The organism is Nonomuraea sp. NPDC049504 (assembly GCF_040676845.1).
Taxonomy (GTDB): domain Bacteria; phylum Actinomycetota; class Actinomycetes; order Streptosporangiales; family Streptosporangiaceae; genus Nonomuraea; species Nonomuraea salmonea.
In genome coordinates this window covers 111,883-136,687 of record NZ_JBFAPT010000007.1, presented here as the reverse complement: position 1 = coordinate 136,687, position 24,805 = coordinate 111,883, and the positions used below count along the sequence as shown (strand labels likewise).

Sequence of the window (24,805 nt, the reverse complement as noted above, 5' to 3'; positions counted from 1 at the left end):
GGTGTCGGCGTGGCGCGCGTTGGAGGAACTGTGGCCTCGTTCAAGGGAATACTGAGGAACCTCCTGGACCGACCGGGAGGCGTCCCCCTCGCGCCCTACCAGAAGATCGTCAAGGCGGCCGAGTCGCGGGCCGACCGGGTGCGCGGTCTCGACGAGTTGCCGGCGCCCGACAAGAGCGACCTCATGAGCGACCTCGCGGAGTTCTGCGCGGTGGCCCGCGAGGCCGCCGACCGCACGCTCGGCCTGCGCCCCTATGACGTGCAGTTGCTCGGCACGCTGGCGTTGCTCGACGGCAAGGTGGCCGAGATGGCCACCGGTGAGGGCAAGACCCTGTCGGGAGCGATGGCCGCGGCGGGTTACGCCTTGCAGGGCAAGCACGTCCACGTGATCTCCGTCAACGACTATCTCGCCCGGCGCGACGCCGAGTGGATGGGCCCGTTCTACGAGGCGCTGGGCGTGAGCGTGGGCTGGATCGACCAGAACTCCACGTTCGAGGAGCGGCGCGAGGCGTACGCGAAGGACGTCACGTACGGGCCGGTCAGCGAGATCGGCTTCGACGTGCTGCGCGACCGGTTGCGCACCGACGCGAGCGAGCTGATCGTGCCCGCGCCCGAGGTGGCGCTGATCGACGAGGCGGACTCCGTGCTGGTCGACGAGGCCAGGGTGCCGCTGGTGATGGCCGGGGCGTCCGAGGTGGGCAACGCGGTGCCGGAGATGGCGGCGCTGGTCAGGCAGCTCGTCCGCGGCTACCACTACGAGATCGACGAGCAGGCCCGCAACGTCTATCTGACGCCCAAGGGCGCCGACAGCGTCGAGAACATCCTCGGCGTCGACCTCTACGACGAGCACGAGCCCGGCTCGCTGATCGAGCTCAACCTGGCGCTGCACGCCCACGCGCTCCTGACTCGCGACGTCGACTACATCGTGCGCGACGGCAAGGTGCAGCTCATCAACCCCTCGCGCGGCCGGGTGGCGCTGCTGCAGCGCTGGCCCGACGGGCTGCAGGCGGCGGTCGAGGCCAAGGAGGCGCTGCCGCCGAGCGAGAAGGGCGAGATCCTCGACTCGATCACCGTCCAGGGGCTGATCCGGCGTTATCCGCAGATCTGCGGCATGACGGGCACGGCGGTGGCGGTCAGCGAGCAGCTCGGCGAGTTCTACGGGCTGAAGGTCGCGGTCATCCCGCCCAACCGGCCGTGCGTGCGGGTCGACGAGCCCGACCGCATCTACCCGACGGTGCCCGACAAGGACGCGGCGCTGGTCGAGGAGATCCAGGCGGTCCACGAGACCGGCCGGCCGATCCTCATCGGCACGCTCGACGTCGCCGAGTCGGAGAACCTCGCCAAGCTGCTGCAGCGGCGCGGGCTTGAGCCGGTCGTCCTCAACGCCAAGAACGACGCGGAGGAGGCGGCGATCATCGCGCGGGCCGGCGAGCGCGGCGCGATCACCGTCTCCACCCAGATGGCCGGGCGCGGCACCGACATCAGGCTCGGCGACGACGTCGCGGAGCTGGGCGGCCTCTACGTCATCGGCTCCGGCCGCCACGCCAGCAGCCGGCTGGACGACCAGCTGCGCGGGCGGGCCGGGCGGCAGGGCGACCCCGGCGGCTCGGTGTTCTTCGTCAGCATGAAGGACGACCTGATCACCCAGTTCGTGCCCGACGAGCGGCCGCCGGCCGCCGACCCCGACGGCATCGTCAGGCACCGGCGCGGGGCGTACCTCGTGGGTCACGCGCAGCGCGTCGCCGAAGGCGTCAACCTGGAGATCCACCGCAACACGTGGCGCTTCACGCGGCTGCTGGAGCACCAGCGCGAGCTCATTCTGGAGTGGCGCGACAAGGTGCTCCACGGCGACGCCGCCGCCAAGGCGCTGGCCGAGGCCGACCCCGAGCGGTGGGCCGAGCTGCCCGAGGACACCCGCGACGAGACGGCGCGGCAGATCGTGCTGCACGCCATCGACCAGTGCTGGACCGAGCACCTGGCGTTCCTGACCGACCTGCGCGAGGGCATCCACCTGCGGGCGCTGGGCCGGATGAGCCCGATCGACGAGTTCCACCGCGAGGCCGTGGCCGAGTACAAAGCGCTGATGGCCGAGGTGGAGAAGCGCTCGCTGGCCTCGTTCGAGGCGCCCGAGCCCGATCTGAAGCGGCCGACGGCGACGTGGACCTACCTCGTGCAGGACAACCCGTTCGGCACCGAGTGGGACCGCATCCTCAAGCGCGTGACGGCCGCGACCCGCAGGGGCTGATGTTCTAGGGCCAGGTGGGGTCGCCCGACGGCACCACGGGCCCGTCGAGCACGCCCAGGCGTTCCAGCAGGGTGATGAACGTGGTCGCGTACGGCGAGGTCGCCGTGACGGCGGCCACCCGCGGCCAGTCCACCTGCTCGCGCAGCGCGCGCACCTGCGCCAGCAGCGCGCCGTAGTCGCAGGCGTGCTCCGACAGCGGCAGCAACCACGAGATCACCAGGTCGGTGGCCTGCAGCACGGGGACGATCACCGCCGACGCCTTCAGCGGCTCGGCCCGGTCGAGCAGCTCGTCGGTGATCGCCATGTCGGAGACCCGGAAGATCAGGTCGACCAGCCGGCCCTCGTCGTACGCCTTGACGAGCCAGTCCTCCGGCGGCTTGGCGGTCTGGAAACCGATGCCGCGCAGCGCCTCCAGCGCGGCGGGCACGTCGTGCTCGGTGAGCACGAAGTCCACGTCGTGGAGCGAGGGCGCGGCGCCGCGCGCGTACGCGGCACAGCCGCCGGCCAGCGCGAACTTCACTCCGGCGTCCTTCAGCCCCGTGCTGGCTCGCTTGAGCGTGTCGAGGATCGCGTCGGTGACCGCGTGGCCGTGGCTGCTCATGCCGATCGGCTACCCAAACGATCGTCAAGTAGGCGTTGGAAATAGGGCCGTCAGGGTAGCCCGATGAGCCATGAGCGACATCCTGGAAAAGACCGAACGGACCTACGCGAACGGGCACGATCGACCGCTTGCGCGCTACGCCGGGCTGCTCGCCGCGTACGGCGGGACGGTCGGCGTGGCCGCGGCCGCGGTGGCGCTCGCGGGGCGGCGGGTGCCCGAGCAGGTCGGGGTGCTGGACATCCTGCTCATGGCGGCCTGCACGCACAAGGTGTCCAGGCGGCTGGCGAAGGACCCCGTCACGAGCCCGCTGCGCGCCCCGTTCACCCAGTACGAGGGTCAGGGCGGCCCCTCGGAGGTGCAGGAGAAGCCGCGCGGCGCGATCGGCGAGCTGCTGGCCTGCCCGTTCTGCCTCGCGCAGTGGGTGGCCACCGGCTACGCGGCCGGCCTCGTGCTGGCGCCCCGGGCGACCCGGCTGGTGGGCGCGACCATGACCGCCGTCGCCATCTCGGACTGGCTGCAGTTCGCGTACGCGAAACTGATGAAGACCGCCGAGTGACGCCATGATTTTCCCTGCGCCGCGCCGCGGAGGAAAAATGTTAATGAGCGCCCGGCCAGGGCAGTAGCAGACCCATGGCTACATTGCTCTGGATCATCGCCGTCATTCTCGTCATCGCCGGGATCTACGTGCTCCTGGCCCGGCGCGACATCCTCTGGGGTATCGTGCTCATCGTTCTCGGATTCCTGGTCGGGCCCGGCGGGGTCAGCATCTTCAATGTCTAGGGGAACCGTTTCTCCGGTTCCCTGTCCGCCACCCACGAAAAGAAAAACGCTCCCCGCCGACGGGGAGCGTTTTTCTTTTCGGGCTATGCGTGCGCGTCCTCGCAACTGACGCAGTAGACGCAGTAGGCCCGGCCGAGCACCGGCAGCGCCACGTTGCGCACCCGGATGCCGCCCGGCGTCATGCCCTTCTCGCTGCCCTTGTGCGCGTGACCGTGCAGGACGAGGTCGGCGCCGGCCGTGTCGACGGCCTCGGCCAGCAGGTAGCTGCCGAGGAACGGGTAGATCTCCGGCGGCTCGCCCTCCAGCGTCTCCTTGATCGGCGAGTAGTGGGAGAGCACGACGCGGTAGTCGGCGGTCATCTCCTTGAGCGCCATCTTCCACGACTCGGCGATGTGGCGGGTGTGGGAGACGAAGTTCTTGATCTCGCGCTCGCCGAACTCGCTGGCGCACTTGCCCGCGAACCCGCCGCCGAACCCCTTGCCGCCGACGACGCCCAGCTTCGTGTCGCCGCACTGCAGCACCACGCCGTCGTCGTCGAGCACGATGACGCCCGCGTCGCGCAGCTCGTCGGCGATCTCGCGCTCCAGGTCGGAGTGGTAGTCGTGGTTGCCGAGCACCGCGACCGTCGGGATGGGCAGGTCGCGCAGCTCGTCGGCCACGATCCGCCCTTCCTCCAGGGTGCCGTGCCTGGTCAGGTCGCCCGCGAGCAGGAACACGTCGGCGCGGTCCTCGATGTCGTGCAGCCGCTTCCTGTACTGGCCTCTGACGTCCTCGCCCAGGTGGATGTCACCCACCGCGGCTATGCGCAGGTCAGTCAAGACGCTCATCCTCCCCCGGCTCGCCGGCATCGACGACGTTGATCTCGTTGTGCAGGTGCAGGTCGGGCGCGACCTCGTGGGCCACCTGCCCGAGCCGGTCGCGCTGCTCGCACCCGCTCACCTGACCGCGCAGGAAGAGCTGGTCGCCTCGGATGTCGACGCGAATTCCCAGCTCGGTCGTACGACCGTCCTCGGCCAGCGCCTGCTGGACACGGGCCGCGACGTACTGCGGAGCTTCCATCGCTCGTCCTCCTTCTCTGTCGCCGCATGCCCGAGCGTCAATCGCTCAAACAGTACGAATCAGGTCGATGACCGCCCGTTCCACCGGGCCTGCCGTGGCGAGCTGGCCGAAGTCGGCGCCCGCGCCCAGCTCGGTCAGTGCCGCGCCGATCGTCCTGTCCTGCTCGTACGCCTCGATCACCCGCGGGTCCACGTACGACGCCCTGGCCACGGTCGGTGTGTTGCCCAGGTACTCGGACACCTCGCGCATCACCCGCGTGACGGCCCGCTTCTTGCGCGTGACCCCCTCGCGCCCGGCCGGCCGCGACACCGCCAGCCCCACCGCCGCCAGCACGGTGGCGTGCCAGGTGCGGAAGTCCTTGGCGGTGACCTCGTACCCGATGGTCTCGCGCAGGTACTCGTTGATGTCCTCGCTCTTGATGTCGCCCCAGCCGTCCGCGCGCCGGTAGCGCAGCAGCTCGCCCTCCACCCGCAGCGCCTTCAGCGAGCGCAGCACCTTGCACGCGCCGGGGTCGGCCACCTCGACCTCGCGCAGGATGTCGCCCTTGGCCTGGTAGGCGCAGACGACGATGCCGCGCGAGCAGGTGACGTGCTCCATCCTGAGCGTGGCCAGGCCGTAGGTGTCGTAGCTCTCGCCGCCGATGCGGAAGAAGCCGATGTCGAGCAGGCGGGCGGCGGCGGCCAGCACCCGCTGCCTGGTCAGCCCGCGCCCCTGGAGCTGCTCGTCCACGATCTTCCTGAACGCCGGCAGCCGCTCGGCCACCTCCAGCACCCGGTCGAACTTCGCGCGGTCCTGCTGCTCGCGCCACACGTCGTGGTAGCGGTACTGCCGCCGCCCCGCCGCGTCGGTGCCCACGGCCTGCAGGTGCCCGTCGGGCGAGGCGCAGATCCACACGTCCTGCCAGGCCGGCGGGATGGCCAGCGTCTTGATGCGGGCGAGCACCTCGGGGTCGCGCACCGGCCGCCCGTCGCAGTCGAGATAGCGGAACCCGCGGCCGCACCTGCGCCGGGTGAAGCCCGGCTCGTTCTGGTCGCTCGGGCGCAGCTCGACGTCAGGCCCGCCGGCGAACGCCGCCGCCAGGGCTTCGGCGTCGGGCGGCTGCGTGGGGGGAGCTGTCTCGGGCACGCGGTGCGGCTACCCCCGACGTTAGGCGACAAACAGCACGGGCAGGTGAGCCGCATGTCTGACAACGGAGAGTGGCACGAGGAACGGGACAGCAGAGGTCACGCCATGGTGCCCTCGACCCCCCGCGACGTGGTGCACATCAGAGTGGTGTCCTTCATGCTGGTGTTCCTTTTCGCGTTCACGGTGCTGGGGATCATGACGCGGGCGTGGGTGCTGGCCGTCATCGCGATCGTGCTCGCGGTGGTCGCGGTGATCGACCTGCTGGTGGCCGTACGCCGGCAGAAGCAACGTGCCGGACACGACGGAGAGGCGGGCTGATCCTGACATGGCACCACTTCGAGGACGAGTTGTCGTGGTGACGGGCGCGAGCGGCGGGGTGGGGCGGGCGGTCGTCCGCGAGCTGGGCGCTCAGGGAGCCAAGGTGGCCCTGATCGCCCGTGGCACCACCGGGCTGGGCGCGGCGGCCGTGGACGTCGGCACCGAGGGCGGCACGGCCCAGGTCTACGAGGCCGACGTGGCGGACTACGAGCAGGTACGGCAGGCGGCCGAGCGGATCGAGAAGGAGCTCGGCCCGATCAACATCTGGATCAACACCGCTTTCTCCTCCGTTTTCGCGAAATTCGCCGACATCTCCCCGGAGGAGTTCGAACGCACCACCGCCGTGACGTACCTCGGCTACGTCTGGGGCACCAAGGTGGCGCTCGACCTGATGCGCCCGCGCAACGCCGGCGCGATCGTCCAGGCCGGCTCGGCCCTGGCGCACCGCGGCATCCCCCTGCAGTCGGCCTACTGCGGCGCGAAGCACGCCATCAAGGGCTTCACCGAGTCGGTGCGCACCGAGCTGATGGCCGACGGCAGCGAGGTCAAGATCACTCTGGTGCAGCTGCCGGCGCTCAACACGCCGCAGTTCCAGTGGGTGCTGTCCAAGCTGCGCAAGCACCCCCAGCCCGTACCCCCGATCTACCAGCCCGAGGTGGCCGCGCGGGCCATCGTGTACGCGGCCGAGCACCCCGAACGCAAGGAGTACTGGGTCGGCACCAGCACGGTCGCCACCCTCCTCGCGCAGAAGGTCGCGCCCGCCCTGGTGGACCGCTACCTCGCGCGGACCGGCGTCGAGTCGCAGCAGACCGAGGAGGAGACGCCCAGCGGCGTGTCCAACCTGTGGGAGCCCGCCGACGAGGACACCGACTACGGCGCGCACGGCACGTTCGACCGCCGCTCGCACAAGCGCAGTCCCCAGCTCTGGCTCGCCCAGCGCCGCGGGCCCGTGCTCCTCGCGCTGGCCGGCGGTGGCGCGGCCGCGGCCGCGTACGCGGCGCTGCGCCGGGCGGGACGGCTCTAGAGCGCTCGGGGCGGGAGCCGACTTAAGCGCTCCCGCCCGGGTAGACGGGGCGGAAACACCGTCTACGAGGAGGCTCCACCGTGCCTGAGCGCGATCTTCAGTATCTGGCCGGGCTCGCGGCGCAACTGCGCGTCGACTCCGTACGCGCCGCCGCCGCGGCCGGCTCCGGCCACCCCACCTCGTCGATGTCGGCCGCCGACCTGATGGCCGTGCTGTTCGCCTGTCACCTGCGCTACGACTTCGACCGGCCGGACAACCCGGCCAACGACCACCTGATCTTCTCCAAGGGACACGCCTCTCCCCTGCTCTACTCCCTCTACAAGGCCGCCGGCGCGATCACCGACGAGGAGCTGCTGACGTTCCGCAAGCGGGACAGCCGCCTGGAGGGGCATCCGACCCCGCGCCTGCCCTGGGTGGACGTCGCCACCGGCTCGCTCGGCCAGGGCCTGCCCGTCGGCGTCGGCGTGGCGATGGCCGCGCGGCTGGAGCGCCTGCCGTACCGGGTGTGGGTCCTGTGCGGCGACAGCGAGCTGGCCGAGGGCTCCATCTGGGAGGCCGCCGAGCACGCGGGCAGCGAGGGCCTCGCGAACCTGACGGTCATCGTGGACGTCAACCGCCTCGGCCAGCGCGGGCCCACCCGGCACGGCTGGGACACCGGCGCCTACGCCCGCAGGTTCGGCGCGTTCGGCTGGCACACGATCGAGATCGACGGCCACGACCCCGGGCAGATCGACTTCGCGTTCACCGACGCCTCCAACACCCGGCGCCGGCCGACCGTGATCCTCGCCAAGACCCGCAAGGGCGAGGGCGTGCTGGAGGTCGAGAACCGCGAGGGCGCCCACGGCAAGGCTCTGAAGGACCCGGACAAGGCCGTGGCGGAGCTGGGCGGCGTGCGGGACGTGCGCGTCGAGGTGCATGCGCCGGACACGGGGGCGGACACGGCGGCGGAGCCGTTCCGCTTCGACGCGGGCGAGCTGGAGCCGCCCGTGTGGCCGGTGGGCGAGCAGGTCGCGACGCGGGCCGCGTACGGGGAGGCGCTGGCGGCGCTCGGCGCGGCCAGGGGCGACGTGGTGGCGCTGGACGGCGAGGTCGCCGACTCCACCAAGACCGAGACGTTCGCCGAGGCGTTCCCCGAGCGCTTCTTCGAGATGTACATCGCCGAGCAGCAGCTCGTCGCCGCCGCCATCGGGCTGCAGGTGCGCGGGTGGAAGCCGTACGCGGCCACCTTCGCGGCGTTCCTGACCAGGGCGCACGACTTCATCAGGATGGCCGGGGTGAGCGGGTCGTCCATCCGGCTCGTCGGCTCGCACGCCGGGGTGGCGATCGGCGAGGACGGGCCGTCGCAGATGGGCCTGGAGGACCTCGCCATGCTGCGCACCGTGCACGGCAGCACCGTGCTCTACCCCTGCGACGCCAACCAGACGGCGGCCCTGCTGGCCGAGATGGCCGACCTGGACGGCGTGTCCTACCTGCGCACGACGCGCGGGGCCACGCCGGTGATCTACCAGCCCGGCGAGCGCTTCCCCGTGGGCGGCTCGCGCGTGCTGCGGCACTCACCCGGCGACCGGGCCACGATCGTGGCGGCCGGGGTGACCGTGCACGAGGCGCTCGCGGCGGCCGACGACCTGCGCGAGGCCGGCATCCCGGTCGGCGTCATCGACCTGTACTCCATCAAGCCCGTGGACACCGCCGCCCTCATCGAGGCGGCCACCACCACGGGAAACCTCATCACGGTCGAGGACCACCGGATCGAGGGCGGGCTGGGCGACGCCGTCACGGACGCGGTGAGCGAGCTGGGGCCGCGCGTCATCAAGCTGGCCGTCACCGGCCTGCCCGGCTCTGCGACGCCGCAGGAGCAGCTCGCCGACGCCGGCATCGACCGCCACGCCATCGCCGACGCCGTCAAGCGCCTGCTGTGAGCCGGCCTTGCGGGTTCGGGAGGCTTCCATGCAGTGCGGCCGGGGCGGGTGTCACCACCCGCCCCGCTCGCTGTCCTGGCACGCGGCTGGACGGGACGAGTGGGGACATGCGAAAGGGCCGGCGATTCGCGGCGGTGGGTGACCGCCGCTCCTCGTCGGCCCTCTCGTCGGCCCTTTCGTCGGGCTCTGGTCGGGCCTCTCGTCTGACGGGCCCGGCCCGGGGGCGGGAAGCTCGCGCGGGGGACGCTCAGCGGGACTTCGCCGTGGCCTTCCTGTTGGCCTTCTTGATGGCCGTGACGAGCTCCTGCTTGGTCATCTTCGACCGGCCGCGCACGCCCAGCCTGGCGGCCAGGCTCTGCAGGTGCTCCTTGCTGGCGTTGGCGTCCACGCCCTCGGCCGTACGCCCGGAGCGATCGGTCGCGCCCTTGTCGGAAGGGCCCTTCTTGTCCTTCGGCTCCCAGTGGTCGCCGACCTTCTCGAAGGAGTGCTTGAGCGCGGCGAACGCCGTCATGTGGGCGCGGCGCCCCTCGCCGTACTCCTTGACGGCCGAGTCGTGCGCCTTGATCCACGTGTTCTGCGCCTTCTTGGGAGAACGCTTGACGGTCGACGGCAGCTCTTCGACACCTGGCATGTCGCTTCACCTCCTACAGCGGTGAGGTCAGAGGGGCGGTTCGTCGTAGTGGCGGCGGTCCTCGTACACGGTGGTACGACGGGCCTGCGGCTCCTCGTAGATCTCGTGGCGGTGCACCGGCTCGTCGATCGGCCCGACCGCCCGCCGCGCGACCCTGATCCGGTAGAGACCGAACCCGAGCCCGACCAGGCCACCGAGCATGAGCACGACGCCCACTACGTTGATGTCGAGGCCGGCGAGGTCGAACTCGACGGCCCAGGTGAGGATCGCACCGAGCATGATGAGGATGATGCTTCCGGCGATGGTCATCAGATTTACCTCCTTGACACGAAGGAACCTCTATCCACATGTCGAAAAACAAACACGTCGTAATGATCGGGCTCATGGGCTCGGGCAAGTCGACCTCGGGGCGGCTGATCGCCGAGGCGCTCGGGCTCCTGCTGTCCGACAGCGACCAGTACCTCCTTGACAAGCACGGCGCCACCTCCGCGCCTATCGCGGCCCGCGAGGGCAAGGAGACCTTGCACAGGTACGAGGCCCAGCACGTGCTGGACGAGCTGGCCGGGCCGCCCAAGGTGATCGCGGCGGCGGCCAGCACGCTGGAGATCCCCGAGGTGCGGGCGGCGCTGGGCCGGGCGTTCGTGGTCTGGGTGGATGCCGACGACGCGGTGCTGCGCGAACGCATGCACACCAGCGACCACCGCCCCGACTACGACCCCGCCGCCATGCGGGCCCGCCGCGAGCGGTACTTCCGCGAGGTGGCCGACCTGGTCTGCGACGTCGGCGTGATGGCCCCCGAGCAGGTGCGCGACGCCGTACTGAGCAAAATGGGCTTGCCCGGCGATGATCGCGACTGATAGCCAACGAGGATGTTCGCTGAGAAACCCACGCTGAGTGGCGAGCGCGTGACGCTGTGCCCGGTCGGGCCCGAGCACGCCGAGGGCCTGTTCGAGCTGGTGTCCGACCCGGAGGTGCGCCGGCTCACCGGCTCGCACGCCCGCGCCGACCTGGAGAGCCTGCGCACCTGGTACGCCACCCGCGCCGGCCACTCCGACCGGCTCGACCTCGCGATCACGGCGGACGGCGCGTTCGTCGGCGAGGTGGTGATCAACCAGCTCGACACCGACAACCTGTCCTGCAACCTGCGCATCGCGCTGGTCGGCGCGCGCGCCTTCGGCAGGGGCTACGGCAGCGAGGCCATCGAGCTGGTGCTCGACCACGTCTTCCGCACCACGCCGCTGCACCGGGTGCGGCTGGAGGTCTACGCTTTCAACGAGCGGGCCAGGCACGTCTACGAGAAGGCCGGGTTCGTCGCCGAGGGCGTCGAGCGCGACGCGCTGCTGTGGGAGGGCGAATGGCACGACGCCGTGGTGATGGCCGTCCTGCGGCCCGAGTGGCAGGCGCGAACGGGAACCCTGGCATAATGATCATGACGCATGGGTCCCCCGAGGCGCGCGGGGGACCTGTGGCGTCTTCGAGGCAACCAATGGGCGGTGTCGTGCATCTAAGCATCAGTGACGATGCGCTTGGTGCCCGGTGACCCCGAGAGGCTTGGCGGCTACTGGCTGGCCGCCAGGCTCGGCGCGGGCGGGCGCGGTGTCGTCTACGACTCCTACGACGACGAAGGTCGCCGCTACGCCGTCACCGTGCCCCTGGGCGAGGTCGGTCAGCGCTACGAGCAGGTGACCTGCCGCCATCTCGCGCGGGTGGTGGCCGTCGGGTCCGACGCCGGCGTCCCCTACGTCGTCAGCGAATACGTCAGCGGGCCCGACCTGCGCCAGGCCGTGGGACTGCACGGCGGCCCCTACTCAGGTGACGAGCTGGTCGCGCTGGCCGCGGCCCTGGCCGCGGCGCTGCGGTCGCTGCACGCGGCCGGGCTGACCCACTCCGGGCTCAACCCCGAGTGCGTGCTGCTGGCCGACGACGGCCCCCGGGTCATCGAGCTGGGGCTGGCCGGCGCGCGTACGACCGATGGCGCGTGCCCGTACCAGGCGCCCGAGGTGCTGACCGGGCAGGAGGCCGGGGCCGCCGCCGACGTCTTCGCGTGGGGCGCCGTCGTGCTGTTCGCGGCCACCGGCGACGACCCGTTCGGCGGCGACAGCCCCGGCGCCGTCATGCACCGGCTGCTGACCGTCGACCCCGACCTGAGCTGCCTGCCCGAGCCGCTGGCCGGGCTCGTCGAGCGGGCGCTGGCCAAGAGCCCCGCCGACCGGCCCGCCGCGGCCGAACTGCTCATCGAGAGCGCGACCGAGCTGCGCCCGCCCGACGCGTACGTGCGCACGCCGTCGCTCGGGGAGGCGGCCGAGCAGGCGTACCTGTCGCTCACCCCCCGCCAGCAGGAGGAGGTGCCCGGGCTGCTGCTGCGGCTGCTCGACGGTGACCGGCCGCACGACGAGGGCGACGTGCTCGCCCCGCTCATGGCGGCCGGCCTGCTCGTACGGCGCAGCATCCGCGTACCGTCCGCCGAGACCTCCATCGGCAAGCTCGTCGCCGTCAGCGACGACAAGGTCGCCCCCGCCAGCGCCGCCCTCTACCGCGCCTGGCCCCGGCTACGCGGCTGGGTGGCCGACGAGCGCGACGGCATGACCGTGCACCGGCACCTGCGCCAGTCCGCCCGGCAGTGGTCGGAGCACCGGCGCGGGCGCGGCCACCTGCTGCGCGGCGACGAGCTCGCCACCGCGCTCGGCTGGGCCGCGGCCAAGCGCCGGCACGTCCGGCTCAGCCAGCTCGAACGCGACTTCATCAGCGACAGCGTGGCCCTCGCCAAGCAGCGCAGGAAGCTCCTCGTGCCCGCCCTGTCGGCCGTCGCCGCCGTGGTCGCGGTCGCCGTCACCATGACGGTGGTGACCGTCCAGGGACAGAACGACCTGCGCGGACGCCTCCTCGAGGCCGGCGCGCGAGCCGTCGCCGCGCGGGCCGAGGCGCTGCGCACCACCGATCCGCGGGCCGCGATGCGGCTCAGCGTGGCCGCCTGGCGGATGTCGCCGATCTTCGAGGCGCGGGCCGCCCTGCAGTCCTCGATCGTACAGCCCGAGCTGGGCGTCTTCACCGACCCCGGGGCCGACGGGCGGGCCCGCTACCTGCTGCGCGGCGACGAGCTGGTCCGGTGGGACGCCGGGGCCGTGACCATGTACGAGGTGTCCGGCGGGCGGGAGGTGGCGTCGTACCCGCTGCCGCCGGGGAGCATCGGGCTGAGCGACGACGGGCGGTTCGCCGAGGGCGCCTCAGGGCCCGTCGAGGTGGCGACCGGGCAGGCGCCCGCCGACGGGGTCTTCACGATCAGCCGGGGCAACCGCACGCGGGTCTACCAGGGGACGCGGGTGCTGTTCGACGTCATCGACCGCAAGGTGGCGCTGTCGCCCGACGGCAACAGGGCCGCGCTGTCCGGGCTGGACGGGCGGGTCGAGCTGTGGGAGCTGGCGCCGCGGCGGGTGCGTACCGGGGTGGTGAAGGTCGAGCCGCTCACCGGCTCCGTGGCCGCCGCCCCCGCCCTCGCCTTCAGCCCGGACGGCGGCACGCTCGCGGTCGCGGGCCGCGACGGCGTCACGCTGGTGGGCGCCGGCGCCCGGCACACCGGCGCCCCGGAAACCCTCGCCACCCACCACCCCGGCCTCCCCACCCCCACCACACCTCCTTCCCCCGGCCCCGGCCTCCTCGCCCTCCCCTCGACCCTCGCGGACCCCTCCCCCGCCCAACCCTTCACCGCCGCAATCCCGACGTCCCCCGGCACGACCGGCTCACCGCCCTTGCCGGGCGTGGCAGCCGCCCCCACGTCCCCCGGCCCGGCCCAGGCCCCCGGAACGACCACCGCCCCTACATCACCCGCCCCGGCCGGGGCCCCCGCCTCACGCGGCACGGCCGCCGCCCCTGCGTCGCCGGGCACGGCCGGGGCGCCTGCCACACCCGGATCGGGTCCTTCCCGGCAGGCCGAGACGTTCGGCTTCGCACCGCACACCCGCGCGTCGGCCCTCCCGTCGCGCGCCGAGGCCGCGTCCCCCAAGCCGGCCGCCTCGGGGACGCGCGCCGGCACTACCGGTCGTCCGCAGGCCGTGTCCCCGTCCCGCACCCCGGGCCCCCGAGCCACGGCCGGCCCGACCCCCTCCAAAACCCCCGCCTCCAAGGGCACCGCCACGGCGGGTCCCGGCGGCAAGGGAGCGCCGGACGGCCACGCGGGCGCGCCGGATCAGGACGCCGCCCGCGACACGGACTCCGCCCGCGACGCCGACGCCGCCCGCGACGCCGACTCCGCCCGCGACGCCGAGGCGACCCGCGACACCAAGGGTGAGCACAAGGCCAAGGGTGAGCGCGAGGCCAAGACCGCGAGCGACGCCGAGGCGGCGCGCACCGCCAAGGACGGGCGCAATGCCGCGGCCACGCCCAGCACGCCCAGCACCCCCAACACCACCAACGCCAAGACCGCGCGCAACGCCAAGAGCGGGAGCGATGCCGAGGCCGCGCCCAGCAACCCTGACGCCAAGGCCACGCGCGATCCCGACAGCGGGAGCGATGCCGAGGCCGCGCCCAGCACCCCCAACACCCTCAACGCCCTCAACGCTGAGGCCACGCCCGGCACCCCTGACACCCCCAACGTCAGGGCCGCGCGCGACGCCGAGGCGGCGGTGGTGCGGGATGGGGGTGCGGGGGCGGATCCGGGGGCCGGGCGTGATGCCGGCTCTGCCCGCAGGATCAAGGCTGATGTGGCGCGGGTGGTGGCGCAGGCGGTGCGGGCCAAGAGGGTGCGGGTGAAGAGTGGGGATCCGGGCTCCGGGGCGGAGAGGGCCTGGGGAGTGGAGATCGTGGACGGGCTGGAGGTGACGCCTGCCACGGCGGCGGGGCCGCTGGTGTTCAGTCCCGACGGACGCCTGCTGGCGCTGCCCGGCGACGGTGAGGTGCGGGTGTGGAACGTGGCCGAGCGCCGCCTGGCCGGCTCGTACCCGCTCAAGGATCCTGGCCGGGGGCTGGCGTTCTCGGCGGACGGCCGCACCCTGCGTTACCTGAGCGGCATCGGCTCGGTCGTCTCGCTCGACGTCTCCGGCCTGCCGGCCCCGGCTGGCGAGGGCCAGGTGGCGGCGTTCTCGGGCAACGGGCGGGTCGCGGCCAAGGAGGTGGGCGACGCGATCGAGCTGACGGACGCCGAGAGCCGCAGGACGCTGGGCCGCATCGCCGCAGCCGGCGACCTGGCGTTCGACGCGACAGGCCGGCTGCTGGCCGTGGCGGGCGACCCGGTGACGGTGTGGGAGGTGGCGAGCGGCCGGCAGGTGACGTCGATCGAGGCGGGCGGCGACGTACCGGCCGTGGCGCTCTCCCCCGACGGCGGCACGCTGGCGACGGCGCGCGGCACGCTCCTGGAGACGTGGGACGTGCGCTCGGGCCGCCGGATCAAGGCGTACGAGGGCGTCGGCGACTTGGCGCTGGCCTTCAGCCCCGACGGCATGACGCTGGCCGCGGGCACCCGCCTGCTCGACCTGCGCACCGGCCAGGTGACCCCGCTCGACCTGGCGGCCAGGGCCAGCGGGGGCGCGGCGGCGACGGCGCTGGCGTTCTCGCCGGACGGCGACCGGCTGGCGTTCGGGCTGGAGGGCGGCCGGGTGCTGCTGTGGGGCGTGCACGAGCGGGCCCCCATCGGCACGATCAGGACCGGCAGCGGCCCCGTGGACGAGGTGCGGTTCTCGCCGGACGGCGGCCTGATGGCGATCGACGCAGGCCGTACGTCGCTGTGGGACGTCAGGACGCTGCGCGAGGTCGGCCAGGCCGGGTCGTGGGCGGCGGGGCCGGCGTTCAGCCAGGACGGCACCCGGCTGCGCGGCGTGGCGCTGGACGGCTCCGTACGCGAGTTCCCCGTCGATCCCGCGCTGACGGCGCAGGCGGTGTGCGAGCGCGCGGGCGGTTCGCTGACCAGGGAGGAGTGGGCCCGGCTCATCCCGGAGGCCGACTACCGCGAGGTCTGCTGACCACCACGCCCGGCCACGCGCCACCGCCCGGCACGCGCCACCACCCGCGGCCACGCGCCACCGCCCGGCACGCGCCACCGCGCCCGGTCAGGCGCCGCCGCGGAGGGGCCGCGAGCGCCTATTCGTTGCGGATCAGTTTGAGCACCTTGCCCTGAGGGCTCGCCACGAGGTAGCCGGTGCGGTGGTAGTCGTCGCTGACGTAGACGAGCAGCACCGGATTGACCGAGGTGAAGGCGTAGTCGGTGTCGACGATGATGTAGCGCGAGGTCGGCTTGGGCACGCCGAGGTCCTTGTCGGCCCGCTTGAACAGGGCGGGCAGCCGGTCCCAGTTGAAGGTGTCGAGGTCGGCCGGCGAGGTTCTGACCTGGCCGCCGATGCGGGGCTCGTCGACCTGGCCGTCGCGGTAGTCGTAGGTGTTGTAGACCTTTTTGTCGCGCTTGAGCGGGACGTCCAGGCTGGCGTGCGTCTCGTGCACGGACATCCCGATGACCTTGCTGGTGCCGATGACCGGCTTGACCACGCGAAGCATGGCGCGGATCCCGTCGGGGGTCAGCAGCTTCTCCCGCACGGGCTGCTTGGTGCTCGGTGTGAGGCTGGGGATGGTCACGCGGGGGATGGTCGGCGTCCTGGACGGCGTGGCGGTCATGGCCAGGTGGCTCGGCTCGGGGTCGGGCACGGTCGCGTCGGACGTGCTCGGCAGCAGCCGCCACACCAGCACGCCGGCCACGACGACGGCCGAGAGCGACACGGCCGCGGCCGCTCCCCTGCCGCCACGCTTGGGCCGGGGGTTGAGCGTGTCGGCCTGCGGCACCGGCCCGCCGCTCCAGGGCCGCGGGTACCCGGGCGGCACGGTGTGCGAAGGACCCGGAGGCGGCGGCGCCTGCATCACGGGCGGGGGTGGAGGCGCGGCGTTCGGGTCCATCGCCACGGCGAGCATGCGGTCGAGCGTCTCGGCGTCCGGCCTGGCGGCGGGGTCGCGGGCGAGCAGCGCGGTCAGTACGGGCGTCAGCGCCCCGGCCCGTACGGGCGGCGGCACCTCCTGGTTGAGCACCGCCGCCAGCGTGGCCAGCGCCGTGCTCCTGCGCAGCGGGTGGCGGCCCTCGACGGCGACGTACAGCATCATGCCGAGCGACCACAGGTCGGAGGCGGGGTCGCCCTCGACGCCGTTGATGCGCTCGGGGGCCATGTACTCGGGCGAGCCGATGAACGCGCCCGTGGACGTCAGGCTGGTGGACTCGCGCATGGCCGCGATGCCGAAGTCGGTGAGCACCGAGCGGCCGTCGGCGTGCAGCAGCACGTTGGCGGGTTTGACGTCGCGGTGGTGGATGCCGACCGCGTGGGCCGCGCGTAACGCCGACAGCACCTCGCGGCCGGTCCGCGCCGCCTCCGCCGGGTGCACGGGGCCGCTCTGGATGCGGTCTTGAAGCGAGCCGCCGGTGGCCAGCTCCATGACGATCCACGGGTAACCCTGCTCGCCGGGGTCCACGATGTGGTGGATGGTCACCACGTGCGGGTGGTTGAGCTGGGCCAGGGCTCGCGCCTCGCGCAGCATCCTGGCGCGCAGCTCGCGGGCGTGCGTCGGGTCCTGCTCGTCGATCGTGGGGTCGGGCGGGCGTACCTCTTTGAGCGCGACCTCGCGGTGCAGGGCGACGTCCCAGGCCCGCCAGACCAGGCCCATGCCGCCGCCGCCGAGGCGCTCCAGCAGCTCGAAGCGGCCGTCGATAACCCGTTTCTGCATGCGCAGCAGATTAGGGCCGAGCCCCCGCCGCCGTCATCAGGCGCTGGTCGCGAGCTCCTCGGCCGCCACGCCGTGCGCGAACGGCAGCCCGCGCGCGTACCTCGCGACCTCGTCCACGGCCAGGTCGGCGATGCGGGCCAGCTCGCCGCCGAGCGAGCCGGCGACGTGCGGGGTGAGCAGCACGTTCGGCAGGTCGTACAGGGGTGAGCCGGGCGGCAGCGGGTCGGGGTCTGTGACGTCGAGCACGGCGTACAGGCGGCCGGAGGTCAGCTCGGCGATGAGCGCGTCCTGGTCGACGAGCGCGCCCCTCGCGGTGTTGATGAGCGTGGCGCCGTCGCGCATGCTCGCCAGGCGGGCCGCGCTGACGAGGTGGCGGGTCTCGGGCAGGTCGGGCGCGTGCACGGTGACCACGTCGGAGCGCTCGAACAGCTCGTCGAACCCGACGTGCGCGACGCCGAGGTCCTCGTTCAGGTACGGGTCCGCGACCAGCACGTCCAGCGCGAACGGCCGCAGCAGCTCGATCACCCGCCGCCCGATCCTGGACGCCCCCACGACGCCCACCGTGCGCCGGTAGTTGCCGAACCCGGGGAACATCGCGTCGAGGTCGGGCCGGTCCTGCCGCTCCCGGTAGAGCCTGGCGCTGTCGAGCACCCGCTTGCCCGCGAACAGGATCGCGGCCAGCGTGTACTCGGCGACCGGCTCCGCGTTGGCCGCCGCCGCCGACGACACCAGCAGCCCGCGCTCCCAGCACGCCTCGGTGACGTGGTGCTTGACGGACCCGGCGGCGTGCACGATCGCGCGCAGCCTGGGCGCCGCGGTCAGCACGTCGGCCGTGATCGGCGGGCACCACCAGCTCGTGAGCAGCACCTCGGCCTCGGCCAGCGCGGGGGCCACGGCGGGGTCGGCGAAGTCGGTGGCGATGAGGCCGGGGTCGATGTCGGCGACGGCGAGCAGCCGGTCGCGCACGGGGCCGGTGATGAGCCGGGCGGCGGTGTCGGCGCCCATCGCGAGCAGGGTCTTCGGCCGGGAATCCGTCATTCGTGCTCCCCCGATGCGCTGCGGTCGCTCTTGATCATAACGACGGCGATGACGACGGTTCGCCCGGGGTCATTCGCGTAGGTCGCTCAGGCGGCCGATCAGCGCCGTACGGGAGGTGATGCCGGGCTTGGTGCAGATGTGGCTCGGGTGGTATTCGACGCCGTCTTGCCGATCCCCGCCGGCCTTTCCAGCACGACGAGGCAGGACCGGCCCTCGGCGGCCCGGCCGAGCTGGGCGTGCAGCACGGCGAGCTCCCTGATGCTTTCCGCCCGGGGCGTTCATAGCCTCCAACGTGGACGAATGCCCCTCACTTCCCGAAGATCGCCGGCCCCGACGGAGTGGCACGAATCTCTCAAGAATGAACTCACAAGCGCGTACGATCGGGCGTGAGGAGACCACATGCCGGCGGCTTCGCCGGCGTCGCTGGGGCTATTGCGGCCCGGGACCGGCCGCAATAGCCCCTACCTGGTCACCATGCATCCCCTCATCACCCGGCGGGCCGCCGCCTGCCGGCGTTCCTGGCGCCGGGCGACGAGCACGCGATCGGGGTCTCGGACGGCCCTTCCAGGGGCTAAAGGAGTGCGCCGGCGCGGCGGAGCCGCCGTTCGCGGAAGGCCAGCAGCGGGGGCAGGCCGATCCGCAGCGCCACGTACGCGGTGACCGCGATCGCCTCCCAGAACGCGGCCGACCCGACCTGCCCGGACAGCAGCCGCTCCACGCCCCACTGGGCCAGCGACACCATGAGGGGCAGCATGACGGTGAGGAAGAGCCAGACCATGACCGCCATGCCCGCCACGTACAGGAGCGCGAACCAGCGGGCCATGTCGCGGTCGCGCGCCCCTGACGCGGCGAGCTCGGCGGCCTCCGCCTCGGTGAGGCGGAAGATCCGGTTCTTCACGGTCAGCCAGGTCGTCCGGTAGAGATTGTGGCAGCGCAGCGCGTTGGCGAGCAGCGCGTACGAGTCGCTGCGCAGCGGCAGCGCGGCCCACTGCCACACGATGGCGACGACCCTGAACAGGATGACGGCGGCGAGCAGGTCGTCCAGCAGGCCGGGCGGGACGATCATCCGCAGGCCCAGCGCGACGGCGACGACCACGACCTCGACGGCCATCCCGGCCAGATAGACGCCGTGCCGGCGGTCCCGCGGCACCGCGACGATCTGGGTCAGGTCGGTCTCGTAGACGATGTACATGCCCCGGTAGCTGACGCGGAACGTGGCGGGCACCCCGACGGCCCGCCCGGCGAGCCAGTGCCACGCCTCGTGCAGCGCGCCGAACGCGATCCCCAGCACGAGCCAGCCGAGCACGGACAGGCCCATGCTGGGCAGGAACCACGCGTCCTGCCAGGAGGGCCGCAGGTCGGGGCGGGCCACGAGGACGGCGAGCGCGAAGACCAGCGCCGCCGCGTACACCGACCAGCCGATACGCCCGAACAGGCGGGCGGCGGCCCGGGGGCTGACGCCCTCGATCCACCTGATCCGGCGGCCGCGCTCCGCGGTGTCATCGTCCTGGGCGGCGGCCGGGTCGAGGAGGCCCGCTGCGGTGAGCCCCTCGATGAAGTCGCCGCCGTCGACCGGCTCGCCCGCCTTCTCGCTCGCCCGCTCGGTGGCCTGGGTGACCGAGCCCGTCTGCTGCAGGGTGGTGATGAAGATCGCGCCTGGTTCCGGCACCGCGACGAACACTCCCAGGTCCGGCCGGCCCAGCACCCAGGCCTCGCCGTCGAAGGTGACGGTCAGCCGCGCGGCTCGCTCGCGCAGGCCGGCGTCCGTGGCCGCGGTCATCGGTCTTCACCACCTCAGAACGTGAGTGGGGGGCCGCGCCGCACACCGGAGAGAGGCGCGGCCCCGATACTTCAGCTGTCGGAACCCGGGTCCGCGTCGACGGTCAGACGGGTGTTCTCGATGCGCACGATCTCGATCTTCATGGGTCACCTCCCTCCGCACACTTCACAGCCGGGATCGCGGGTCCATTCGGTGCGACTGGTGGCGCACCCGCCCGCGAAGTCGATGATGAGCGGCCGGCCCGCGTAGGCCGGCGGCTCGAAACCGGTGAGGTAGCGCAGGACCTCGAACGCCCCGTACGCGCCGAGCAGCCCGGCGACGGGCCCGATGCCGCGGTTCGGGCGGGGCCCGTCCCGGTAGAGGCGGATCGCGGCGAGGTCGGGCGTGTCGGGGTCGGCGCTCGGCGGCACGCAGGCCCGGCAGGCGCTGACGCCCGGCTGGACGGACCACACGGTCCCCGAGGTGACCCACATGCCGCCCCGCACGAACGGCACCCCGTGCCGCACGCAGGCCGCGTTCACCCACAGGTCGATCTGGGTCGGCCGGTCGATGCCGGAGGCCACCACGTCGGGGCGGGTGCGGCCGACGAGCTCGTCGAGCTGCTCGGGGCTCTCCACGCCCATGTCGACGGTCTCGACCTCGATGGAGGGGTCGAACGCGCGCACCCAGTCGGCGGCGCGCTCCACCTTGCGCGCGCCGACGTCGTCCCACCGGTAGAGGTACTGGCGGGCGAAGTTGCGCGGGTCCACGGTGTCGCGGTCGAGCAGGGTCATCTTGCCGACGCCGAGCCCGGCGAGGTGGGGGATGGTGTTGGAGTTGAGGCCGCCGGTGCCGAGCACCAGCACGTGCGACTCGCGCAGCCGGCGCAGCACGTCCTCGCGGCTGCGGTCCAGGGTGCCGAACGACTCGAAGAAGGCCAGGTTGCTGAAGTGGCGCTCGGCGTCTTCCTGGCCGAGCAGGCCGAGGTGGTCGCCGTCCTCCAGCAGCCGCTCCGCGTCCAGGGCCTTGACGGCGGCGGAGACGTCGGAGACCGGCAGGGACAGCTCGGCGGCGAGTTCCTCGACCGTCCTGCCGCCCTCTTCCAGGAGGTCGAGGAGCTTCTCCACCGTCCCCTCAGGGTCGGTGAGGACCAGCCGGTCGCGGGGGTCGTACACGAGTCTGAGCTCGTGCCCGACGCGCTCGCGGGCGAGGGTCTTCAGTCGCGGCCTCATCGGTTGTACAGCGCCCAATCTTGACGGGAGTGCTGGACAGACATTGACAGCCGGCCGCATGGAGGCTGTATGGACGCCGCATGGATCCCGCAACGAACGGCGGTGGGTCCGATTGATCCCTCAATGGGCACTGCACTAGCGTCTGCGGTTGTGCGTAAGGCTGTCCGCGTCCTCCTCCTCGGTCCCCTGGAGGCCGTCGTGGACGGCGAGGCGGTGCGTCTGACGGGCCGGCAGCGCGCCTTGCTCGCCGCCCTGCTGCTCGACGCCGGGTGCGTGGTCTCGGTGGAGCGGCTGGCCGAGCGGCTCTGGGGCGCCGAGCCGCCGCCGTCTGCGGCCCCCCGGGTGCGGGCGCTGGTCACGGAGCTGCGCAGGGCGCTCGGCGCGGCGATCGTCACCCGGAGTCCCGGTTACCTGATCCCCGAGGGCGCCGTCGAGGTGGACGCCGACGCGTTCGGCGCCCTGGTCGGGCAGGCGGGCGGCGCGGAGCCCGAGGAGGCCGTCGCCGCGTACGACAGGGCGCTCGAGCTGTGGCGCGGCGACCCGTACCCGGATCTGGGCGGGCCCGTCGCGGAGGCGGAGCGGCACCGGCTCGACGAGCTGCGCATCCAGGCGATCGAGGGCCGCGCGCAGGCCCAGCTGGAGCTGGGGCGCCATCAGGCGGTCGTGGCCGGGCTGACCAGGCTGGTGGCCGAGCAGCCGCTGCGGGAGCGGCCGTACGGGCTGCTCATGCTGGCGCTGCACCGCGACGGACGCCTGCCCGAGGCGCTGCGCGTCTACCGGGAGTTCCGCGACCGGCTCGTCCGCGAGCTCGGCGTGGAACCGGGCAAGGACCTGCACTCGCTGCACCAGCGCCTGCTGGCCGAGACCGCCGCGGCCGCTCCGCCGGAAGAGCCGCCAGGAGAGCCGGCGGACGAGCCCGCCGCGCCGGTCCCCCGCCAGCTCCCGCCCGTCACCGGCCACTTCGTCGGCCGCGAGGCGGAGCTGCGGCGCATGGACGACGGCCGGGTGACGCTCGTGGCCGGGCCGGCGGGCGTCGGCAAGACGGCGCTGGCGCTGCGGTGGGCGCACCGGCGGGCGGACCGGTTCCCCGACGGGCAGCTCTTCCTCGACCTGCGGGGCTTCGACCGGCGCGCGCCGATGACGCCCGCCGAGGCGCTGCCGCTGCTGCTGCAGGGGCTGGGCCAGGCGGCCAAGGACATCCCCGTCGAGCTGGACGCGCAGGTCGCGCTCTACCGCTCGCTGCTCGCCGGCCGGCGCGTGCTGCTGGTGCTGGACGACGTCGCGGAGCCCGACCAGGTACGCCCGCTGCTGCCCGGCGACCCCGGCTGCCGCGTCGTCATCACCAGCAGGAACCGGCTGGGCGGCCTGGTCGCCCTGGACGGCGTCGAACGCGTCACGCTCGGCGTGCTGGAGCAGGACGAGGCGCTGCGGCTGATCTCGGCGGGCGTCGGCGAGGAGCGGCTGTCGCGCGAGTCGGAGGCGTCGCGGGAGCTGGTGGCGCTCTGCGGCCGCCTGCCGCTCGCGCTGTCCATCGCCATGTCCTGGATCGGCGACCACGAGCACCGCAGGATCGGCGACTACGTGCGCGAGCTCGCCGACCGGGGGCGGCTGGTGCGCCTGCGGGTGGACGGCGACGAGAGCGTGGCGGTGCGGGCGGCGCTCGACCTGTCGTACCGGGCGCTGCCCGCGCCGGCGCAGCGGGTGTTCCGCCTGCTCGGCCTGGCGCAGGGGGCCGGCGTGTCGGCCGCGGCGGTCGCCGCGCTGGCGGGCACCACGCGTGAGCAGGCGGCGGTGCTGCTCGGCATGGCGGCGCGCATCCACCTGATCGAGGAGGTCGGCCACGACCGGTTCGCCGCGCACGACCTGGTGTGGGAGTACGCGGCCCAGCTCGGCCTCGCCGAGGACGCCGCCGCCGACCAGGAGGCCGCTCTCCGGCGCCTGTACGACCACTACCTGCGCACGGCCGCGGGGGCGCTCACGGCGGCCGGCTTCGAGGTGCCCGAGACGCCCGGCGGCGAACCCGTGGCCTTCGCCGGGCGGGAGGAGGCGCTCGCCTGGCTGGACGTCGAGTGGGACAACCTGGCCGGGGTGATCGCCTCCGGCACGCCGCCGTACGCCTGGCTGCTGGTCGAGGCGCTGACCGACGTGCTGCTGCAGTACCGGCGCAGCCGCGTGGAGTGGCTGCGGCTGGCCGAGACCGCGCTCGCCGCCGCGGAACGCGCCGGCGACCTGCGCGGGCAGGCGGCGATGTGCCACTCGATCGGCCGGGCCCGCCTGCTCGTCGCCGACCTCAAGGGCGCGCTCGGCTACCTCGGGCGGGCGCAGGAGCTGTGCCGCCGCGCGGACTGGCCGCAGCAGGAGGCGGCGGTGCTGCAGGCACTCGGCGTGGCGCGCAAGCAGCTCGGCGAGCCGCGCCGGGCCATCCCGCTCTACCGGCGGGCGGCGGAGATCAACCGCTCGCTCGGCCTGGTACGCGGCGAGGCCCGGGTGCTCAACAACCTGGCCTCCGCCCACCTCAAGCTCGCCCACCTCGACCAGGCGGAGGAGTCGCTGCTGGCCTGCCTCGCGCTCACGGGCGAGCCCGAGAACGCGCACCTGCGGACGCTGACACTGGTCAACCTGGCGCTGGTCCGGCAGCGGCAGGCCAGGTTCGCCGACGCGCTCGGCCACCTGGACGAGGCGCTGGCCCTGGCCCAGGGGGCGGGCCTGCTCTACGCCGAGGCGGTCACGTACGAGACGTACGGCTGGGTGCACCGCGACGCCGGCGACCACGTACGCGCGATCGACGCCTTCGCCCGCGCGCTCGGCCTCGCGCAGGAGGTCGAGAACCGGCGCTGCCAGATCGCCTCGCTCGCCGGCGCCGCCGCCGCCGAGACCGGGCTCGGCCGGATGGAGGCCGCGCTGGCGCGTCTCGACGCGGCGGCCAGGCTCGCCGAGGACACCGGCACCGACCTCGACCAGGTGCTGCTGGAACGCGCGGAGGTCCGGCTGCGCCAGGGCAGGCACGCCGACGCCATGCTGGACGCGGGCCACGCGCTGGAGCTGGCGCGCACCGCCAACCCGCTCGACCTGCCCCGCGCGCACATCCTGCGCGCCGCCGGCCACCTCGCGTCCGGCGACACCGAGTCGTGCGTACGTGAGTGCGAGCGGGCGCTGCGGCACGCCCGCAGGTCGGGACAGCCGCTGCAGCACGCCCGCGCCCTGACCACGCTCGGGCACGCCCGCAGCAGGGCGGGCGACGACGGCCGCGCGGCCCGCCTCTGGTCGCAGGCCCACGCCCTGTTCACCGGCATCGGCGTGCCGGAGCAGCAGGAGACCGCGGCGCTCCTCGCCGGTCACTGAGAAATTTTCGCGTCCCGTGGTAATCGAGAGACCGCCGCCGGGAC

20 protein-coding genes are annotated in these 24,805 nt (G+C 73.2%); 10 read left to right on the top strand and 10 right to left on the bottom strand.

Features of this window, described 5'->3' with window-relative positions; all coding sequences use genetic code 11:
• The first annotated feature begins 30 nt into the window (after positions 1–30).
• Positions 31–2,244, top strand: coding sequence for an accessory Sec system translocase SecA2 (secA2, locus tag AB0K28_RS15875; protein WP_345388953.1), 2,214 nt, complete (start codon positions 31–33; stop codon positions 2,242–2,244).
• Between the two features lie 4 nt (positions 2,245–2,248).
• Here secA2 and AB0K28_RS15870 read toward each other — a convergent pair whose 3' ends face one another.
• On the bottom strand, positions 2,249–2,845 hold the full coding sequence (locus tag AB0K28_RS15870; protein WP_345388955.1) for a nucleotidyltransferase: 597 nt from the start codon (positions 2,843–2,845) through the stop codon (positions 2,249–2,251).
• A gap of 70 nt (positions 2,846–2,915) precedes the next feature.
• On the opposite strand from AB0K28_RS15870, the gene AB0K28_RS15865 reads away from it, so the two are divergent.
• Complete coding sequence (locus tag AB0K28_RS15865) at positions 2,916–3,401, top strand: DUF1360 domain-containing protein (protein ID WP_345388957.1); 486 nt, start codon at positions 2,916–2,918, stop codon at positions 3,399–3,401.
• Between the two features lie 74 nt (positions 3,402–3,475).
• Positions 3,476–3,625: a GPGG-motif small membrane protein gene (locus tag AB0K28_RS15860; protein ID WP_345388959.1), complete on the top strand. Its 150-nt coding sequence runs from the start codon at positions 3,476–3,478 to the stop codon at positions 3,623–3,625.
• Between the two features lie 83 nt (positions 3,626–3,708).
• Here the strand turns inward: AB0K28_RS15860 and AB0K28_RS15855 are convergent, their stop codons facing one another.
• Genes AB0K28_RS15855 through AB0K28_RS15845 form a run of 3 tightly spaced genes read right to left on the bottom strand, consistent with a single transcriptional unit; the run spans position 3,709 to position 5,809 of the window.
• Positions 3,709–4,452: a metallophosphoesterase gene (locus tag AB0K28_RS15855; protein WP_364369950.1), complete on the bottom strand. Its 744-nt coding sequence runs from the start codon at positions 4,450–4,452 to the stop codon at positions 3,709–3,711.
• Entirely contained in the window at positions 4,436–4,684 is a 249-nt protein-coding gene (locus AB0K28_RS15850; RefSeq protein ID WP_345388963.1) for a BON domain-containing protein, read from the bottom strand. Before AB0K28_RS15850 ends, AB0K28_RS15855 begins: the two co-directional genes overlap by 17 nt.
• Positions 4,685–4,729: 45 nt before the next feature.
• Complete coding sequence (locus AB0K28_RS15845; RefSeq protein ID WP_364369947.1) at positions 4,730–5,809, bottom strand: DNA topoisomerase IB; 1,080 nt, start codon at positions 5,807–5,809, stop codon at positions 4,730–4,732.
• Positions 5,810–5,863: 54 nt separating this feature from the next.
• On the opposite strand from AB0K28_RS15845, the gene AB0K28_RS15840 reads away from it, so the two are divergent.
• From AB0K28_RS15840 to AB0K28_RS15830, 3 genes are all read left to right on the top strand, one after another.
• A complete protein-coding gene (locus tag AB0K28_RS15840) occupies positions 5,864–6,127 on the top strand; it encodes a hypothetical protein (protein ID WP_345388969.1) in 264 nt (87 codons plus the stop codon).
• Positions 6,128–6,134: 7 nt separating this feature from the next.
• Positions 6,135–7,151 (top strand): SDR family oxidoreductase, encoded by a 1,017-nt coding sequence (locus tag AB0K28_RS15835; RefSeq protein ID WP_364369944.1) that lies wholly within the window; start codon positions 6,135–6,137, stop codon positions 7,149–7,151.
• An 80-nt stretch (positions 7,152–7,231) separates the two neighbouring features.
• Positions 7,232–9,070 carry a transketolase gene (locus AB0K28_RS15830; protein WP_364369941.1) on the top strand — a complete coding sequence of 613 codons (1,839 nt, stop codon included), beginning with the start codon at positions 7,232–7,234 and terminating at the stop codon, positions 9,068–9,070.
• A 247-nt stretch (positions 9,071–9,317) separates the two neighbouring features.
• Here the strand turns inward: AB0K28_RS15830 and AB0K28_RS15825 are convergent, their stop codons facing one another.
• Positions 9,318–9,701 (bottom strand): ChaB family protein, encoded by a 384-nt coding sequence (locus tag AB0K28_RS15825; RefSeq protein WP_345388975.1) that lies wholly within the window; start codon positions 9,699–9,701, stop codon positions 9,318–9,320.
• Positions 9,702–9,728: 27 nt separating this feature from the next.
• The gene (locus AB0K28_RS15820) at positions 9,729–10,010 is read right to left on the bottom strand and encodes a hypothetical protein (RefSeq protein ID WP_345388977.1); all 282 of its coding nucleotides are present in this window, start codon (positions 10,008–10,010) and stop codon (positions 9,729–9,731) included.
• Positions 10,011–10,048: 38 nt separating this feature from the next.
• On the opposite strand from AB0K28_RS15820, the gene AB0K28_RS15815 reads away from it, so the two are divergent.
• From AB0K28_RS15815 to AB0K28_RS15805, 3 genes are all read left to right on the top strand, one after another.
• Positions 10,049–10,558, top strand: coding sequence for a shikimate kinase (locus AB0K28_RS15815; RefSeq protein WP_364369938.1), 510 nt, complete (start codon positions 10,049–10,051; stop codon positions 10,556–10,558).
• 12 nt (positions 10,559–10,570) lie between these two features.
• Positions 10,571–11,125, top strand: coding sequence for a GNAT family protein (locus tag AB0K28_RS15810; RefSeq protein WP_364369935.1), 555 nt, complete (start codon positions 10,571–10,573; stop codon positions 11,123–11,125).
• Positions 11,126–11,221: 96 nt separating this feature from the next.
• A complete protein-coding gene (locus tag AB0K28_RS15805) occupies positions 11,222–15,652 on the top strand; it encodes a protein kinase (RefSeq protein ID WP_364369932.1) in 4,431 nt (1,476 codons plus the stop codon).
• Between the two features lie 118 nt (positions 15,653–15,770).
• Here AB0K28_RS15805 and AB0K28_RS15800 read toward each other — a convergent pair whose 3' ends face one another.
• From AB0K28_RS15800 to AB0K28_RS15785, 4 genes are all read right to left on the bottom strand, one after another.
• On the bottom strand, positions 15,771–17,390 hold the full coding sequence (locus AB0K28_RS15800) for a serine/threonine-protein kinase (protein ID WP_364369929.1): 1,620 nt from the start codon (positions 17,388–17,390) through the stop codon (positions 15,771–15,773).
• Positions 17,391–17,426: 36 nt separating this feature from the next.
• Complete coding sequence (locus AB0K28_RS15795) at positions 17,427–18,428, bottom strand: hydroxyacid dehydrogenase (RefSeq protein ID WP_364369926.1); 1,002 nt, start codon at positions 18,426–18,428, stop codon at positions 17,427–17,429.
• Between the two features lie 571 nt (positions 18,429–18,999).
• Complete coding sequence (locus AB0K28_RS15790) at positions 19,000–20,208, bottom strand: hypothetical protein (RefSeq protein WP_364369923.1); 1,209 nt, start codon at positions 20,206–20,208, stop codon at positions 19,000–19,002.
• A 146-nt stretch (positions 20,209–20,354) separates the two neighbouring features.
• Positions 20,355–21,419, bottom strand: a complete 1,065-nt coding sequence (locus tag AB0K28_RS15785; RefSeq protein ID WP_364369920.1) for a ThiF family adenylyltransferase — start codon at positions 21,417–21,419, stop codon at positions 20,355–20,357.
• Positions 21,420–21,569: 150 nt separating this feature from the next.
• Between AB0K28_RS15785 and AB0K28_RS15780 the strand changes: the two genes are divergently transcribed.
• The gene (locus AB0K28_RS15780) at positions 21,570–24,761 is read left to right on the top strand and encodes a BTAD domain-containing putative transcriptional regulator (RefSeq protein ID WP_364369917.1); all 3,192 of its coding nucleotides are present in this window, start codon (positions 21,570–21,572) and stop codon (positions 24,759–24,761) included.
• Positions 24,762–24,805: the final 44 nt, after the last annotated feature.